This window comes from Amycolatopsis antarctica (assembly GCF_002262875.1).
In the GTDB taxonomy this organism is placed as follows: domain Bacteria; phylum Actinomycetota; class Actinomycetes; order Mycobacteriales; family Pseudonocardiaceae; genus Amycolatopsis; species Amycolatopsis antarctica.
This window is the reverse complement of the sequence record NZ_NKYE01000003.1, coordinates 23,862-38,760: the sequence shown is the minus strand read 5'-3', so window position 1 is coordinate 38,760 and position 14,899 is coordinate 23,862. Positions and strand designations below refer to the sequence as shown.

Below are 14,899 nucleotides of genomic sequence, written 5' to 3'. Positions count from 1 at the left end.
ATCGGCCGCATTGTCTACTGTGGACACTTTTCGCTCTCACTTCTGTGCGACACGACGTTCCAATCTGCGTACCAGGATCGCGGCGGGGAAGCTCAGCAACAGGAACGCCAGGCCCGCCATCGTGTAGACCTCGACGTAGCGGTAGTCCGCGGTGCCCTGCTCCTCGGCCCGCGCGACGATCTCCGCGACGCCGATCGCCAGCAGCAGGGGCACTTCCTTGAACATCGAGATGGTGTAGTTGCCGAGTGCGGGCACCACCCGGGGCACGGCCTGCGGCAGGATCACCCCGGTCCAGACCCGAGACTTCGGCAGACTCAGCGCGGTGGCCGCCTCCCATTGCCCTGGCGGAATCGCGTCGATACCCGCTCGGTACACCTCGGAGGTGTAGCAGGCGTAGTGCACGCCGAGCGCGATCACCCCGGTGAGGAAGGGGGACAACTGCAGTCCCAGCGCGGGTTGCAGTACGTAGAACAGCACGAAGATCTGGATCAACAGCGGCGTGCTGCGGATCAGTTCGATCAGCGCCCACAGGATCTGGTCCAGCACGGGGATCCTGCTGCGCCGCACGACCGCCAGGATCAAGCCGAGTACATACGCGACCAGTGATCCGAGCACCGTGACCTGCAGGGTGACGAGCAAGCCCTCCAGAATCGGCGGAAGCGCGCCGAACGCCTTGTCCCAGTCCCAGACGTCCATCAGACGGCACCCCCCGTCACCTTCGCCAGCGCACGTTCGCGGCTGGGCACGCTACGGCCGACCCTGCGTGCGGCCACCCGTTCGAGCCAGCGCATCGGCATCGTGATGGCGATGGCCAGCAACAGGTAGAAGACCAGCTCGATCAGATAGATCAGCTCCTGATCGTCGCCGTACTGCGGGCGCAGAATGTCGCCCTGCTTGAAGATTTCGGTGACCTCGATGAAGTACAGCAGCGCGGTGCTCTTCAGGAGCTGGATGAACAGGTTGTTGAACGAGGGCAGCATCTCCACCACCGCCTGCGGCAGGATCACCCGCCACATCCGCTGGGCAGGCGTGAGGTTGAGCGCGATCGCGCCCTCGTACTGCGCCCTGGGTACCGACCCGATGGCGCCGCGCACGATCTCGGCACCGTAGGCCCCGTGGTTCAGGCCGAGCACGATGATGCCGGCCGCCAGCGGGATCAGGTCGATCCCGACCAGGATGGGCAGGGCGAAGTAGATCCAGAAGAGCTGGACCACCTCCGAGGTTCCGCGGAAGCCCTCGACGTACACCCGGGTGAGGCCCCGGGCCACCGGCGAGGACGCCAGCAGCCCGAGGCCCGCCGCGAACGACAGGACGATCGTCAGCGCGATTCCGCCGACCGTCGCGATGACGGTGTAGGGCACTCCGTCGAGGATTCGGGGAAACAGTATGGACAGGTTGTCGAACACGAGAAGCTCGCCTTTCCGAAGCCGCTCAGGCCTTGCAGAGCTCTTCGGTCTTCAGCTCCGGTCCGGGGGCGTTCGCCTCGCTGAAACCGAACGGGGTGACGATCTCCAACCACTGCCCGCTGTCCTTGACCTTCTGCAGTTCGGTGTTGAAGGCGTTGACGAACTCGGTGTCCTCCTTGCGGAAGGTGAAGGCACCGACGTCGGGAGCGGACTTGCTGCCCTGGAAGGACTCGGTGGTCTCGAAGGGCGCGCCCTCGTTCTGCTTGAGCAACCAGCGGCTGGTGATGTCCAGCAGTGCGGCGCCGTACACCCGGCCGTCCTGCACCTGCCGGAAGACGTTGTCCTGGGTGTCGATGGTGATGATCTTGTCGTCCGGGACGCCGGCTTCCTTCGCGTAGTCCTTCTCCACCGCCCCGGACATGACGGCGATCTTCACGTCCTTGCCGGTGATGTCCTCGAACCGGGTGATGCCCATCGGGTTTCCCTTGGGCACCAGGAAAGAGGAGGCGACCTTGAACTCCGGCGCGGAGAACGAGGCGTTCTCGCAGCGGTCCGGGCGGATCGACATGCCGGCGGCGACGATGGCGAACTTCTTCGCCTGCAGACCGGGAATGAGCTGGCCGAAGTCCGAGGGCACCGCTTCGATCTCGCCGATGCCCATGTTGCGCAGCACCACGCGTGCGATCTCCGGCTCGGCTCCGGTGAGCTGGCCGTCCGGCCCGGTGAAGCCGTACGGCGCCTCGTTGCCGAAGCCGACCTTGATCTTGCCGGATTCCTTGGCGCCCTCGAAGGTCGTGGTGTCGTCGCTGCTCGCGCAGGCGGACAGCAGCATCGGCCCACCGATGGTCACCGCTCCGGCTGCCGCCGCCCGTCTGAAGAAGTCCCGCCGCGTCCAGTCGCCCATAGCCATCGTGTGTGCTCCCTCGCCGTTACGCACTGTTCTCGAATTCCCCGTCGTTGGTCCAACCTAGGGACCCTCGATCGGGCGCTCAAGAAAACCGGCGAAGTTCCTCAATGGACATTCCCCGAAATCGTCCATCAGGCAGGCTCTGACCTGCGAAGATAAAGAATCGGTACGGAGTGTTACGATTTCGATTCAGTCGAGCCCGCGGGCCTGCCGGACCACCGAAACGATCTCGTTCATGATCTCCGTCAGCTCGTAGTCCTTGGGCGTGAACACCCTGGCGATGCCACGGTCCGTGAGCAGCTTCGCGTCCTCGGGCGGGATGATCCCGCCGACGATCACCGGCACGTCCGCCGCTCCCGCGGCGACCAGACCGTCCACCACCTCAGGCACGATCTCCAGGTGCGAGCCGGACAGCACGGACAGGCCGACCACGTGCACGCCTTCCTGCACCGCCGCCGACACGATCTGCTCGGGTGTGAGCCGGATTCCCTGGTAGATGACCTCGAAACCGGCGTCACGGGCACGCACGGCGACCTGCTCGGCCCCGTTCGAGTGGCCGTCGAGGCCGGGCTTGCCGACCAGTATCCGCAGCCGCTCGCCGAGTTCCGCTCCGGTCTCGCGCACCCGTTCACGCACGGCGGTGAGGTCGGCCGCGGCCTCGCCGCCGCCGGAGGAGGCGGTGACACCGGTGGGCGCCCGGTACTCGCCGAAGACCTCACGCAGCGCCCCGGACCACTCCCCCGTGGTGACGCCGGCCCGCGCGCAGGTCAACGTCGCCTCGAAGAGGTTCTCCTCGGTGCCCGCGGCGCTCTTCAGCGCGGCGAGCGCGGTCGCGACCGCCTCGTCGTCCCGCTCGGCGCGCCACCGTTCGAGGGCGAGCACAGCCTCCTTCTCGACGGCGGCGTCGACCGTCTCGATCGCCTTCGCCCCTTCCGCCTGCAGTGGGCTGGGTTCGCTGGTGTCGAACTTGTTCACCCCGACGATCACCCGCTCGCCCGACTCCACACCACGGCGGTAGTCGGCGAAGGAGGTGACCAGTTCGGATTTCATGTAGCCGCTCTCGACGGCGGGCACCGCACCGCCCATCTCCTGCACCCTGGCGATCTCCGCGCGGGCGCCCTTCTTGATCTCGTCCACTTTGGACTCGATGACCAGTGAGCCGTCGAAGATGTCCTCGTACTCCAGCAGATCGGTCTCGTACGCGAGTACCTGCTGCATCCGCAGCGCCCACTGCTGGTCCCACGGCCGGGGCAGGCCGAGCGCCTCGTTCCAGGCGGGGAGCTGGATCGCCCGCGCCCGCGCGCCGCGGGAGAGCGACACTGCGAGCATCTCCAGCACGATCCGCTGGACGTTGTTCTCCGGCTGCGCCTCGGTCAGTCCGAGGGAGTTGACCTGCACGCCGTAGCGGAGCCTGCGCGCCTTCGCGTCGGTGACGCCGTAGCGCTCGGCGGTGATCTCGTCCCAGAGCGCGGTGAACGCGCGCATCTTGGACATCTCCTCGACGAAGCGCACCCCGGCGTTGACGAAGAAGGAGATGCGGGCGACGACCTTCGCCATGTCGGCCTGCTCGACCTGGCCGGAGTCGCGTACCGCGTCGAGCACGGCGATCGCGGTGCAGAGGGCGTAGGCGACCTCCTGCGTCGGCGTCGCGCCCGCCTCCTGCAGGTGGTAGCTGCAGATGTTGATCGGGTTCCAGCGGGGCACGTGATGCACCGTCCAGGTGATCATGTCGGTGATCAGCCGGAGGCTCGGCCCGGGCGGGAAGATGTAGGTCCCGCGGGAGAGGTACTCCTTGATGATGTCGTTCTGGGTGGTGCCGGTGAGCTTGGCCAGTACCTCGGCAGTGTCGGTACTGCCGTCGCGTCCCGACTCTTCCGCCTGTTCCTCGGCGACGGTGACGTAGAGCGCGAGCAGCCACATGGCCGGTGCGTTGATCGTCATCGAGGTGTTCGCCTCGGCCAGCGGGATGCCGTCGAAGAGCCTGCGCATGTCGCCGATGTGGGCGATCGGCACACCGACCTTGCCGACCTCGCCCTTGGCGAGCTTGTGGTCGGCGTCGTAGCCGGTCTGGGTGGGCAGGTCGAAGGCCACGGACAGGCCGGTCTGTCCCTTGGCCAGGTTGCGCCGGTACAGCTCGTTCGACGCGGCGGCCGAGGAGTGCCCGGCGTAGGTCCGCATCACCCAGGGGCGATCGCGCTCCCGGTCGGTGGGATAGGGCACGGCTACCTCCCGATGGACGACCAGGCGAGCATACTCGCCGGTAACATATGGCGGCGAGTGGAACCGGACACGTCAACGCTGTCATCCGGGCCGCCGCCGGGGCAGCGGTCGCCGCGTTGTCGCCGCACCCGAGCACTGTGACCGATATCCGCGTGCTCCGCAGCTCCCCGGAGGGTTAGTGTCCGCCGCATGACGTGGAGCGTGTACGGCAGCTACCTCGCCGTCGTGGTCCTGGTGGTCCTGGTACCGGGCCCGGACACCGCGGTGGTACTGAAGAACTCGGTGGCCGGCGGTGCCCGCGGTGGCCTGCTGTCGAGTCTCGGGATCTTCACCGGTAACGCCGTGCAGGGAACCGCCGCCGCGCTGGGGCTCGGCGCGGTCATCGCCCATTCCCAGCCGGTGTTCACCACGTTGCGCTGGCTCGGTGTCGCCTACCTCTGTTATCTCGGCGTCCAGGCTTTGCGCGGGGCGTGGCGCGGCGAGTACCCGGCGCTGGACGACGCGGCCAGTTCGCGGTCCGGTGGGTTCCGGCGGTTCCGCGAGGGTTTCCTGTCGAACGTGACGAATCCGAAGGTGCTGGTGCTGTACCTGTCGGTGCTTCCGCAGTTCCTCGACCCGGCGACGACGGGCACCTGGCAGGCGTTGCTGCTCGCCTACACGGTCGCGGTGCTGGGCGGGCTGTGGTTGCTGGTGCTGCTGTTCTTCGTGCACCGGGTGCGGGTGTGGCTGCGCAGGCGCACCGTGCGCCGTTCGCTGGACGCCGTGACCGGCACGGCGCTGATCGGTTTCGGCGCGGTGCTGGCCGCCGAGGGGTGAGCCTCGGCGCTCAGCCCGCTTTCGACTGGTCCTGGCTGAGCCAGCGCTGCGGGCGCATGCGGATGAGGACGTGCCGGTTGCCCTCGACGGAGCGGAGGAATTCCGCCGCCTCGTCGGCGGGAAGGTAGCGGCTCGCGATGGCGAGTTCCACCTCCGGCGCGGGCGTCTCGTCGAACTCCTCGGTCTGGACGCACAGGCCGAAGGTGCCCACCTCGCGGAGCAGCCGTTCTTTCACCGAGCCGATCGTGGCGCGGGTCACACGGCTTCAGGAACGTTCGGGGTCGCCGATCACGCGTTTGATGTCGGCGCCGAGGCGGTTGAGGTTCTCCACGAAGTGCGGGTAGCCGCGGTCGATGTGGAAGACGTCCCAGATCTCGGTGACCCCGTCCGCGCAGAGGCCGGCGAGGACCAGGCCGGCTCCGGCCCGGATGTCGGCGGCCCAGACCGGCGCGCTGGAGAGCTGTTCGATGCCGCGGACGACGGCGTGGTGGCCGTCGGTGCGGGCGTCGGCGCCGAGGCGCACCATTTCCTCGATGAAGCGGAACCGCGCCTCGTAGACGTTCTCGGTGATCATCGAGGTGCCCTCGGAGACGCTGGACAGGGCCACGGCGAACGGCTGCAGGTCGGTGGCGAAGCCCGGGTACGGCAGGGTCACCCAGTCGACGGCCTGCGGGCGTTCGGCCTGCACGACGCGGAAACCGTCGCCGTCGAAGGTGGTGATGTCGGCGCCGGCGAGGCGCAGCTTGTCCAGCACCAGGTCCAGGTGGTGCGGGTTGACGCCCTTGACGGTGAGGTCGCCCCGGGTCATCGCGGCGGCGAAGGCCCAGGTGGCGCCGACGATGCGGTCGCCGATGACGCGGTGCTCGGTGGGGTGGAGCGCTTCGACGCCGTGCACGGTGAGCGTGGACGTGCCGGCGCCCTCGATCTTGGCGCCCATCTCGACGAGCATCGTGCAGATGTCGGAGATCTCCGGCTCACGGGCGGCGTTGTCGATGACGGTGGTGCCCTCGGCGAGAACGGCCGCCATCAGGATGTTCTCGGTCGCCCCGACGCTGGGGAAGTCGAGCCAGATCTGGGCGCCGTGCAGCCCGTCGGCCTCGGCGACCACGCAGCCGTGCTTGATGGTGCTGGTGGCACCCAGCTTGCGCAGACCGTTCTGGTGCATGTCGAGGGGCCGCTGGCCGATCGCGTCACCGCCGGGGAGCGCGACGACGGCCTGCTTGAGCCGTCCGACCAGGGGGCCGAGGACGCAGACGGAGGCGCGCAGCTTGCCCATCGCGGCGGAGTCGGCGCGGTGCGACAGTTCGGCGGGGGTGGTGATGCGGGCGGTGTCGCCGTCGATCTCCACCTCGCAGCCGACACTGCGCAGCACATCGCCCATTAGCGGGACGTCGAGGATCTGCGGGCAGTTGGTGATGGTCGTGGTGCCCTCGGCGAGCAGCGCCGCCGCCATCAGTTTGAGCACGCTGTTCTTGGCGCCGACGACCTCGACCTCGCCGACCAGTCGCGCGCCACCCTGCAAGTCGATGTGCTCGCTCATGGGGGCCAATGATGCCCGTCGCCTCCATCCGGCCGATCGGCAGGTCCGCCGTCGCCGCGCACCGGTTGGCGGCTCCCACGAAGGCGTGAACTCTGTTATCCACTAACGAAGTTGTCCAGTGGCAGGCACCGTGATCAACGAGGAGTAGAGCACCACGCGGACGAGAACCCTGTTGGTGGCGGCGGTATTGGCCGTCACCGCGGTCACCGTTCCCGCGCAGGCGGCTGCCGCGGCGGGCCCGGACGCCGAGCAGTTGCGGCAGGCGGCGAGTTACGCGGAGCGGATCTCGAACGGTGACGTCTGACGAGGATTCGGGCGGGGCGCGGACGATCGCGGTCTGCTCGACGGGTTCCGCGGTGCACTGGAAGTCCGATTTCGACGTCGACTGCGACGGTCGGCGCACCGAGGAGCGCAACGAGGACACCGATCCGTCGTTCCTGCCGGAGACGGCGTGGCAGCAGGCCGACGGGCAGCACTTCGATTCGGCCCGGCTGCCGTACATCGTGGTGCCCAGCGTCAACGACACCTGGCACTTCGGCGGGGCCGGTATCGACGGCGGGACCGTCGCGGCGGTGGTGCACGAGGACAGGGTCGCCTACGCCGTCGTGGGCGACATCGGCCCGGAGAACATGATCGGCGAGGGTTCGTACCGGCTGGCCGAGCAGCTCGGGATCGACCCCGACCCGGCGACCGGTGGTGTGTCCGCCGAGGTCGTCGACCTCATCCTGTTCCCCGGCGTGACGGTCGACCCGATCGAGGATCAGGGTGCGGCCGTGGCGCGGGGCGAGGAGGCGGCGACGGCGTTCGCCGGGGGCTGAGCGCCCTGGCGGATTCCGCGCTGCGGCGCGGGATCCGCCGGTAGGGTGGCGGCATGTCGGTTCGCATCAATCGCGTGTACACGAAGGTCGGCGACAACGGCAGCACCGCGCTGGGGGACGGCTCGCGGGTGCCGAAGACCGATCCGCGGCTGGGCGCCTACGCGGAGGTCGACGAGACGAACTCGGTGATCGGGGTGGCGATCGCGCTCGGCGGGCTGTCCGAGGAGATCGCCGGGGTGCTGCGCGGCGTGCAGAACGACCTGTTCGACGTCGGGGCGGATCTGTGTACCCCCGTCGTCCCCGATCCTCCCTCCCGCCACCCAGCCATCACCCCGGACGGAGACGCTGCGCGTCGCAGCGCTCCGGCGCCTCTGCGGATCACCGAGGAGTACGTGCAGCGGCTGGAAGGCTGGTGCGACGAGTTCAACGAGCGGCTGTCGAAGCTGACCTCGTTCATCCTGCCCGGCGGCACGGCGGGCGCGGCGTTGCTGCACCAGGCCCGCACGGTGTCGCGGCGCGCGGAGCGTGCCGGTTGGGGGCTGATCGAGGCGGACGCGGAGCGGACGAACGCGGTGGCGGTCAAGTACCTGAACCGGCTCTCGGACCTGCTGTTCATCCTCGCCCGGCTGGCGAATCCGGAGGGCGACGTGCTGTGGCAGCCCGGCGGCGGCCGCTGACCGCTCCCCCTCGCACGACCGTCCAGCGGCACGCATCGCCCCCCACGCACCGCCACCACCCGCGATCGACGCGGAGTTTCGACGGGCACCCCTCCCCCACCCGCCCTGGGGGGCGTCCCCGCTCCAGCGTATCCGCGCAACGCCCCTGGGAACGCGATTGCGCCCGCCTGTGGACGATTCTGCGGCACGAGTGGACCGATCGCGCGGAATCGCCCGTCGCTGGGGACAAACGTGGCCACGGTGGCAGCAGGCGACGCGGACCGGGTCAGCGCCGGACGCGGTTCAGGCCCGGAGACCGGCGATGTGACCGGTGAACGCACGCCATCGCGCGGGACCGAAGCGCAGTACCCCGGAGGCCGGGTCCTTGGAGTCCCGGACGGCGACCTCCGCCGCGACGAAATCCACCTCGACGCACGAGTCGTTCGCATTGCTGTGGCTGCTCTTGCGCCAGCCGGGGCTGCGCTGATCGGCCGCGGTCATGGTGCTCCTCCGTCGGGGCGGTCGTAGTCGCTTGCGAGCGCCGCAAGGAACTCCCGGGATTGTCCCTCATTCAGGGCATCCCCGGCGATCCCGTCGAGAAACGCGCGCGAGGTCTCGACGTCCTCCCGGTTCTCCACGAACATTCCGGCGAACGTGTTCTCCGCGTACAGCACGGGGCCATGATCGGCGTACTCCATCAACGCGAATTGCTGGCCATGTGCAGCACGCGCACCATCGGACAGGCGCACCACCCGGATCGTCATCTGCGGCCGGGACGACAGGAACACCAGGTGCAGCATCTGCTCGTGCATGACCCGGTCACCCCCCAGCGGGCAGCGCAACGCGGGCTCGTAGATCAGGTAGGTGAACCGGGGCGGCCATCGACGGCGCAGCAGCGTCTGCCGGTCCATTCGGACGGCGACCCGCGCCGCGATCTCGTCCTCGGTCAGCGAGCCGGGCAGATGCATCACCGCACGGGCGTAGTCCTCGGTCTGCAGGAGGCCGGGTACGAGCAACGGGGCGGTCTCGCGGATGCCGACGGCCGTCGACTCGTGCAACACCAGCGTCCGCAGCACGCTGCGGCGCACCAGATAACCGTCCTCACCGGGCTCGCCGAGCCGCAGGACCTCCGCCGCGTCCGGCGCGGACGTCCCGCAGTGCGCCAGATACGCCGTCAGCTTCACCTCGGAATGGTTTCCCAGGCCCGCTTCCATTCGCGACACGGTGCTCGGCGACCAGCCGATCCGGCGGGCCAGCTCGACCCCGTTCAGCCCGGCACGTTCGCGTCGCCTGCGCAGTTCCTCACCGAGTTGACGACCGCGCGCAGTGGATTCCAGCTCGCCCATGCCCCGCAGATTATGGTGCTTCGACCTGCCGAAACGCGGGACACGGCAACAGGCCACCCCAAAGAATCAGCAGCCGCCCGGCATTGCACCGGCTGCACAGCAGCGCGGGAGCGAACTGCTCAGCTCGCGCGGGGCAACCGCCGGCCCGGCGGGGCCGACTCCAGCCAGGACAGGAAGCCGGTCAGTGCGCCAGGCCCCATGGCCACCTCGATGGCCTCCTGCGCCTCCGACTCGAACCGGAGCACCGTGGCGCCCGCGGGAACGGCGTAGGACTCGGTGCCGCCGGGCTCGCGGCGGTCGGCGATCTCCAGGCTCTCCCGCTTGAACACACGGTCCGGGCCGGAACGGAGACTCCAGACGCGGTACCAGACGAACTCCTCGCCCCGATAGCGCCCGATCCCCAGGTGCCAGCCCGCGCGCGCGTCGTCCGGCCGCCAGCGCAGGGCCACGCTCACACCGCCGAGACGGCGCATCCGGACCCACCGCAGGGCATACCAGAACGCGAGACCGGCAAGGGCGACGAGCAGCACCAGGACCACCACTGTGATCTCCACGGCCGCTCCCCGCCCGTCGCTCTAGACCGACTGACCGGCTGCGCGGAGTTGCGCGGCCGCTCGTGTTCGTTCGGCCTCGTCCTCGCCGGACAACGCTGCCTTGGCGGCGTTCACGTCGACCTCGTCGGCGAGGTCCGCGCTCTCCGCCAGGATGCTCACCGCGGAGCCGGTGCACGAGAGGAAGCCACCGTGCACGGCGGCGATGAACGGCTCGCCATCGGTGGTGGTCACCTTGACGATGCCGCCCTCGATCAACTGGCCCAGTACCGGCTGGTGACCCGGCAGGATGCCGATCTCACCTTCGGTCGTCTGCGCGACCACGAAGGTGGCCTTGCCCGACCAGAGGCGTCGCTCCACCGCGACCAGCTCAACGGACATCTCAGCCACGTAGCTCTCCTTCACATCGGGCGCCTCTAGCGAGTGTAATAGCTGCGCCGACCCTACTTTGGCCGCTCCGCGTCACGACTCCGCCATCGCGGGATCGTCGCACGTCACAGACCTGACACGAGTAGAACGGCGGGGCCGGAGTCCACTGTAGACAGTGATCCCGGCCCCGCCGCACAGACCCGAACTACTTCTTGGTGATCTCGTTGTACTTCTTCTCGAGGTCCTCGAGGCCACCGATACCCAGGAACGCCTGCTCCGGGTAGTGGTCGAAGTCGCCCTTGGCGATCTTGTCGAACGACTCGATCGTCTCGGCCAGCGGCACCGTCGAGCCGGGCTGCCCGGTGAACGTCTCGGCGACCAGCATGTTCTGCGAGAGGAAACGCTCGATGCGACGCGCCCGGTTCACCGTGAGCTTGTCCTCCTCGGACAGCTCGTCCATGCCGAGGATCGCGATGATGTCCTGCAGTTCCTTGTACTTCTGCAGGATCGCGATGACCACCGATGCGACGCGGTAGTGCTCGTCACCGACGATCGCCGGGTCGAGGATCGTCGAGGTCGACGCCAGCGGGTCCACCGCCGGGAAGATGCCCTTCTGGAACACCGTCCGGGAAAGCTCGGTGGTGGCGTCCAGGTGGGCGAACGTCGTCGCCGGGGCCGGGTCGGTGTAGTCGTCCGCCGGCACGTAGATCGCCTGCATCGAGGTGATCGAACGGCCCTTGGTCGAGGTGATCCGCTCCTGCAGCTCACCCATCTCGTCGGCCAGCGTCGGCTGGTAACCCACGGCCGAGGGCATCCGGCCCAGCAGGGTGGAGACCTCGGAACCGGCCTGGGTGAACCGGAAGATGTTGTCGATGAACAGCAGCACGTCCTGGTTCTGCACATCGCGGAAGTACTCCGCCATGGTCAGCGCGGACAGGGCGACGCGCATACGCGTGCCGGGCGGCTCGTCCATCTGGCCGAAGACGAGGGCGGTGTTGTTGATGACACCGTCCTCGCTCATCTCCAGGAAGAGGTCGGTGCCCTCACGGGTGCGCTCGCCGACCCCGGCGAACACCGAGGTGCCACCGAAGTTCTGCGCGACACGAGTGATCATCTCCTTGATGAGCACCGTCTTGCCGACACCCGCACCACCGAACAGGCCGATCTTGCCACCCGAGACGTACGGGGTGAGCAGGTCGATGACCTTGAGGCCGGTCTCCAGGATCTGCGTACGACCTTCGAGCTGGTCGAACGCCGGCGGCTTGCGGTGGATGCTCCAGCGCTCCAGGTCCGAGCCGTAGCCGGGCTCGTCCAGGCACTCGCCGAGGGCGTTGTAGACGTGGCCCTTGACCTTGTCGCCCACCGGGACCGAGATCGGGCCACCGGTGTCGGTGACCTCGGCGCCACGGACGAGACCGTCCTGCGGCTGGAGCGAAATGGTGCGGACCATGTTGTCGCCGAGGTGCTGGGCGACCTCGAGGGTCACCGTCTTGCGCAGCTCCGCGAACTCGATCTCGGTCTTCAGTGCGTTGAAGAGTGCGGGAATCGCACCGCGCGGGAACTCGACGTCGACGACCGGGCCGGTCACCGAGACGATTCGGCCCTTGAGGGCGGTTTCCGTAACTGGGGTAGCAGTCATCGCTCAGTCATCACTTCCTACTGCGGCGAGCGCGTTCGCCCCACCGACGATTTCGCTGATCTCCTGGGTGATCTGGGCCTGCCGCGCCTGGTTCGCCAGCCGCGTGTAGGTGTTCACCAGATCATTGGCGTTGTCCGAAGCCGCCTTCATGGCGGTACGACGTGCGGCCAGCTCGGACGCGGCCGATTCCAGCAGCGCAGAGAAGATCCGCGTGTTGATGTACTTCGGCAGCAGCGCACCGAGCAGCTTCTCGGCACTCGGCTCGAACTCGTAGGCCGACGACAGATCGGAGGACGTCTGCTGCTCCTCCTCCTGCTCCTCGGAGTACTCGACCTCGAGCGGCGCGATGCGCTTGGCGACCGGGGTCTGGCTGAGCATGGAGCGGAACTCGGTGTAGACGATGTGCAACTCGTCCACGCCGAGCACACCGTCCGAGCCGGGGTTGTCCCCGTCGTCGTCCGCCCCGGAGAGGAACGACTCGACGAGCGTGGAACCGACCTCGGCGGCGTCGGTGTAGCGCGGCCGCTGGGAGAAGCCGGTCCAGTGCCGCACGATCTCGCGGTTGCGGAACCGGTAGTAGCCGAGCCCCTTGACGCCGGTCACGTAGACCACCGGGGTCTTGCCCTGCTCCCGCAACAGCGAGAGCAGCTCCTCGGTGGCACGCAGCACGTTGGTGTTGTAGCCACCGCACTGCCCGCTGTCGCTGGTCACGACCAGCACAGCCACCCGGCCGGGGTTCTCCCGCTCGGTCAGCATCGGGTCGTCCAGGTTGGACGCCGCGCCGGCCAGGGCGGAGAGCACATTGGTGATCTCCTCGGCGTACGGCCGTGAGGCCTGCACCCTGGCCTGCGCCTTGCCGATGCGCGAGGTGGCGATGAGCTCCTGGGCCTTGGTGATCTTGCCGATCGCTTTGGTCGACTTGACCTTCTGGCGGAGTTCGCGAAGTTGGGCCATGAGTTATCCGGTCACTTCTTCGGCGCGGGCTTGTTGACCTTCACGGTCTCCTGCCCGACCTTGTCGGCGTCCATTGCCTCGGCGTCCGCCTCGTTGACGAGGGCCTTGCCCTCCGAGGTGGTGAAGCCCTTCTTGAACTCGTCGGCGGCGGCCACGACGCGCTCGGCGAGGTCGTCACTCCACTTACCGGAGTCGCGGATCTCGGCGAGGATGCCCTCGTGCTTGTGCCGCAGGTTCTGCTGCAGCTCGTTGTTGAACCGCGCGACGTCCTCGACCGGGACCTGGTCCAGGTGGCCACGGGTGCCGAGGTACACGGAGACGACCTGCTGCTCGACCGGGATCGGCGAGTTCTGCGGCTGCTTGAGCATCTCGTACAGCCGGGAACCGCGGTCGAGCTGTGCCTTCGAGGCCGCGTCCAGGTCGGAGGCGAAGGCCGCGAACGCCTTGAGCTCCTCGTACTGCGAGAGGTCGATACGCAGCGAGCCGGAGACCGTCTTCATCGCCTTGATCTGCGCGTCACCACCGACTCGGGAGACCGAGGTGGTGACATCGACCGCCGGACGCTGACCCGAGTTGAACAGGTCGGACTGGAAGAAGACCTGGCCGTCGGTGATCGAGATGACGTTCGTCGGGATGTAGGCCGAGATGTCGTTGGCCTTCGTCTCGATGATCGGCAGCCCGGTCATCGAGCCCGCGCCCAGCTCGTCGTTCAGCTTGGCGCAACGCTCGAGCAGACGCGAGTGCAAGTAGAAGACGTCGCCGGGGAACGCCTCGCGGCCCGGCGGGCGGCGCAGCAGCAGCGAGATCGCACGGTAGGCCTCGGCCTGCTTGGTGAGGTCGTCGAACACGATCAGGACGTGCTTGCCCTGGTACATCCAGTGCTGGCCCAGCGCGGCACCGGTGAACGGAGCCAGCCACTTGAAGCCCGCCGAGTCGGACGCCGGGGCGGCGACGATGGTGGTGTACTCCAGTGCGCCCGCGTCCTCCAGCGTCCTGCGGACACCGGCGATCGTGGAGCCCTTCTGGCCGATCGCGACGTAGATGCAGCGGACCTGCTGCTTCGGGTCGCCGGTGTCCCAGTTGCGCTTCTGGTTGATGATCGTGTCCACGCAGACCGTGGTCTTACCGGTCTTGCGGTCACCGATGATGAGCTGACGCTGACCGCGGCCGATCGGCGTCATCGCGTCGATCGAGGTGATGCCGGTCTGCATCGGCTCGGACACGGGCTGGCGCTGAACGACCGAGGCGGCCTGCAGCTCGAGCGCGCGGGTCTCGTCGGACTCGATCTCGCCAAGGCCGTCGATCGGCTTGCCGAGCGGGTCGATGGTGCGGCCGAGGAAGTTCTCGCCCACCGGCACGGACAGAATCCGGCCGGTGCGCTTGACTTCCTGGCCCTCTTCGATCGTCTCGTTGTTACCGAGGATCACGACACCGATCTGGCGCGGCTCGAGGTTCTGGGCGACACCCAGAACGCCGCCGGGGAACTCCAGCAGCTCGTTGGCCATCGTCGAGGGCAGGCCCTCGACGTGCGCGACGCCGTCACCGGTGTCGATGACCGCACCGACCTCTTCCCGGCTCGTGTCCGGGGAGTAACTCGAGACGTAGTTCTCGATCGCGCTACGGATCTCGTCCGAGGAGATCGTCAGCTCCGCCATGTCGTTCCCGCTCTCGCTGTGT

Annotated in this window: 17 protein-coding genes; 4 read left to right on the top strand and 13 right to left on the bottom strand. The window is 68.1% G+C overall.

Annotated elements, in window-relative coordinates:
* Positions 1-36 precede the first annotated feature (36 nt).
* From ehuD to CFN78_RS05945, 4 genes are all read right to left on the bottom strand, one after another.
* Positions 37-696 (bottom strand): ectoine/hydroxyectoine ABC transporter permease subunit EhuD, encoded by a 660-nt coding sequence (ehuD, locus tag CFN78_RS05960; protein WP_205660444.1) that lies wholly within the window; start codon positions 694-696, stop codon positions 37-39.
* Positions 696-1,406: an ectoine/hydroxyectoine ABC transporter permease subunit EhuC gene (gene ehuC, locus CFN78_RS05955; protein WP_094861602.1), complete on the bottom strand. Its 711-nt coding sequence runs from the start codon at positions 1,404-1,406 to the stop codon at positions 696-698. Before ehuC ends, ehuD begins: the two co-directional genes overlap by 1 nt.
* A gap of 25 nt (positions 1,407-1,431) precedes the next feature.
* Complete coding sequence (gene ehuB / locus CFN78_RS05950; RefSeq protein ID WP_094861601.1) at positions 1,432-2,316, bottom strand: ectoine/hydroxyectoine ABC transporter substrate-binding protein EhuB; 885 nt, start codon at positions 2,314-2,316, stop codon at positions 1,432-1,434.
* A 186-nt stretch (positions 2,317-2,502) separates the two neighbouring features.
* Positions 2,503-4,533: a methylmalonyl-CoA mutase family protein gene (locus CFN78_RS05945; RefSeq protein WP_240519299.1), complete on the bottom strand. Its 2,031-nt coding sequence runs from the start codon at positions 4,531-4,533 to the stop codon at positions 2,503-2,505.
* 189 nt (positions 4,534-4,722) lie between these two features.
* Here CFN78_RS05945 and CFN78_RS05940 point away from each other — a divergent pair, with 189 nt between their 5' ends.
* Positions 4,723-5,349, top strand: a complete 627-nt coding sequence (locus tag CFN78_RS05940) for a LysE family translocator (protein ID WP_094861600.1) — start codon at positions 4,723-4,725, stop codon at positions 5,347-5,349.
* Between the two features lie 10 nt (positions 5,350-5,359).
* Here the strand turns inward: CFN78_RS05940 and CFN78_RS05935 are convergent, their stop codons facing one another.
* Positions 5,360-5,584, bottom strand: coding sequence for a pyridoxamine 5'-phosphate oxidase family protein (locus CFN78_RS05935; RefSeq protein WP_133116288.1), 225 nt, complete (start codon positions 5,582-5,584; stop codon positions 5,360-5,362).
* 30 nt (positions 5,585-5,614) lie between these two features.
* Positions 5,615-6,889, bottom strand: a complete 1,275-nt coding sequence (gene murA / locus CFN78_RS05930) for a UDP-N-acetylglucosamine 1-carboxyvinyltransferase (RefSeq protein ID WP_094861598.1) — start codon at positions 6,887-6,889, stop codon at positions 5,615-5,617.
* A gap of 175 nt (positions 6,890-7,064) precedes the next feature.
* On the opposite strand from murA, the gene CFN78_RS30075 reads away from it, so the two are divergent.
* From CFN78_RS30075 to CFN78_RS05920, 3 genes are read left to right on the top strand one after another with little or no spacing between them, the layout of a single operon-like run.
* Positions 7,065-7,193 (top strand): hypothetical protein, encoded by a 129-nt coding sequence (locus tag CFN78_RS30075; protein WP_276307325.1) that lies wholly within the window; start codon positions 7,065-7,067, stop codon positions 7,191-7,193.
* A complete protein-coding gene (locus CFN78_RS05925) occupies positions 7,183-7,707 on the top strand; it encodes a glycoside hydrolase family 75 protein (RefSeq protein WP_205660443.1) in 525 nt (174 codons plus the stop codon). The genes CFN78_RS30075 and CFN78_RS05925 overlap by 11 nt, the downstream gene beginning before the upstream one ends.
* Before the next feature lie 53 nt (positions 7,708-7,760).
* Complete coding sequence (locus CFN78_RS05920; protein WP_094861597.1) at positions 7,761-8,384, top strand: cob(I)yrinic acid a,c-diamide adenosyltransferase; 624 nt, start codon at positions 7,761-7,763, stop codon at positions 8,382-8,384.
* Between the two features lie 282 nt (positions 8,385-8,666).
* On the opposite strand, the gene CFN78_RS05915 is transcribed toward CFN78_RS05920, so the two are convergent.
* From CFN78_RS05915 to atpA, 7 genes are all read right to left on the bottom strand, one after another.
* Complete coding sequence (locus tag CFN78_RS05915) at positions 8,667-8,864, bottom strand: DUF397 domain-containing protein (RefSeq protein ID WP_094861596.1); 198 nt, start codon at positions 8,862-8,864, stop codon at positions 8,667-8,669.
* Entirely contained in the window at positions 8,861-9,709 is an 849-nt protein-coding gene (locus CFN78_RS05910; RefSeq protein ID WP_094861595.1) for a helix-turn-helix domain-containing protein, read from the bottom strand. The genes CFN78_RS05915 and CFN78_RS05910 overlap by 4 nt, the downstream gene beginning before the upstream one ends.
* Before the next feature lie 119 nt (positions 9,710-9,828).
* A complete protein-coding gene (locus CFN78_RS05905; RefSeq protein WP_094861594.1) occupies positions 9,829-10,263 on the bottom strand; it encodes a DUF2550 domain-containing protein in 435 nt (144 codons plus the stop codon).
* Positions 10,264-10,284: 21 nt separating this feature from the next.
* Positions 10,285-10,650: a F0F1 ATP synthase subunit epsilon gene (locus CFN78_RS05900; RefSeq protein WP_094861593.1), complete on the bottom strand. Its 366-nt coding sequence runs from the start codon at positions 10,648-10,650 to the stop codon at positions 10,285-10,287.
* Positions 10,651-10,834: 184 nt separating this feature from the next.
* Complete coding sequence (atpD, locus tag CFN78_RS05895; protein ID WP_094861592.1) at positions 10,835-12,268, bottom strand: F0F1 ATP synthase subunit beta; 1,434 nt, start codon at positions 12,266-12,268, stop codon at positions 10,835-10,837.
* 3 nt (positions 12,269-12,271) lie between these two features.
* Positions 12,272-13,222 carry a F0F1 ATP synthase subunit gamma gene (locus tag CFN78_RS05890; protein ID WP_094861591.1) on the bottom strand — a complete coding sequence of 317 codons (951 nt, stop codon included), beginning with the start codon at positions 13,220-13,222 and terminating at the stop codon, positions 12,272-12,274.
* 11 nt (positions 13,223-13,233) lie between these two features.
* Positions 13,234-14,877: a F0F1 ATP synthase subunit alpha gene (atpA, locus tag CFN78_RS05885; protein ID WP_094861590.1), complete on the bottom strand. Its 1,644-nt coding sequence runs from the start codon at positions 14,875-14,877 to the stop codon at positions 13,234-13,236.
* Positions 14,878-14,899 lie beyond the last annotated feature (22 nt).

Bases quoted from the DNA above. Each gene is read 5' to 3' on its own strand.
- atpD (WP_094861592.1), bottom strand. From the start codon at position 12,268: ATGACTGCTACCCCAGTTACGGAAACCGCCCTCAAGGGCCGAATCGTC.
- CFN78_RS05920 (WP_094861597.1), top strand. From the start codon at position 7,761: ATGTCGGTTCGCATCAATCGCGTGTACACGAAGGTCGGCGACAACGGC.
- ehuB (WP_094861601.1), bottom strand. From the start codon at position 2,316: ATGGCTATGGGCGACTGGACGCGGCGGGACTTCTTCAGACGGGCGGCG.
- murA (WP_094861598.1), bottom strand. From the start codon at position 6,889: ATGAGCGAGCACATCGACTTGCAGGGTGGCGCGCGACTGGTCGGCGAG.
- CFN78_RS05940 (WP_094861600.1), top strand. From the start codon at position 4,723: ATGACGTGGAGCGTGTACGGCAGCTACCTCGCCGTCGTGGTCCTGGTG.
- CFN78_RS05910 (WP_094861595.1), bottom strand. From the start codon at position 9,709: ATGGGCGAGCTGGAATCCACTGCGCGCGGTCGTCAACTCGGTGAGGAA.
- atpA (WP_094861590.1), bottom strand. From the start codon at position 14,877: ATGGCGGAGCTGACGATCTCCTCGGACGAGATCCGTAGCGCGATCGAG.
- CFN78_RS05915 (WP_094861596.1), bottom strand. From the start codon at position 8,864: ATGACCGCGGCCGATCAGCGCAGCCCCGGCTGGCGCAAGAGCAGCCAC.
- ehuD (WP_205660444.1), bottom strand. From the start codon at position 696: ATGGACGTCTGGGACTGGGACAAGGCGTTCGGCGCGCTTCCGCCGATT.
- CFN78_RS05890 (WP_094861591.1), bottom strand. From the start codon at position 13,222: ATGGCCCAACTTCGCGAACTCCGCCAGAAGGTCAAGTCGACCAAAGCG.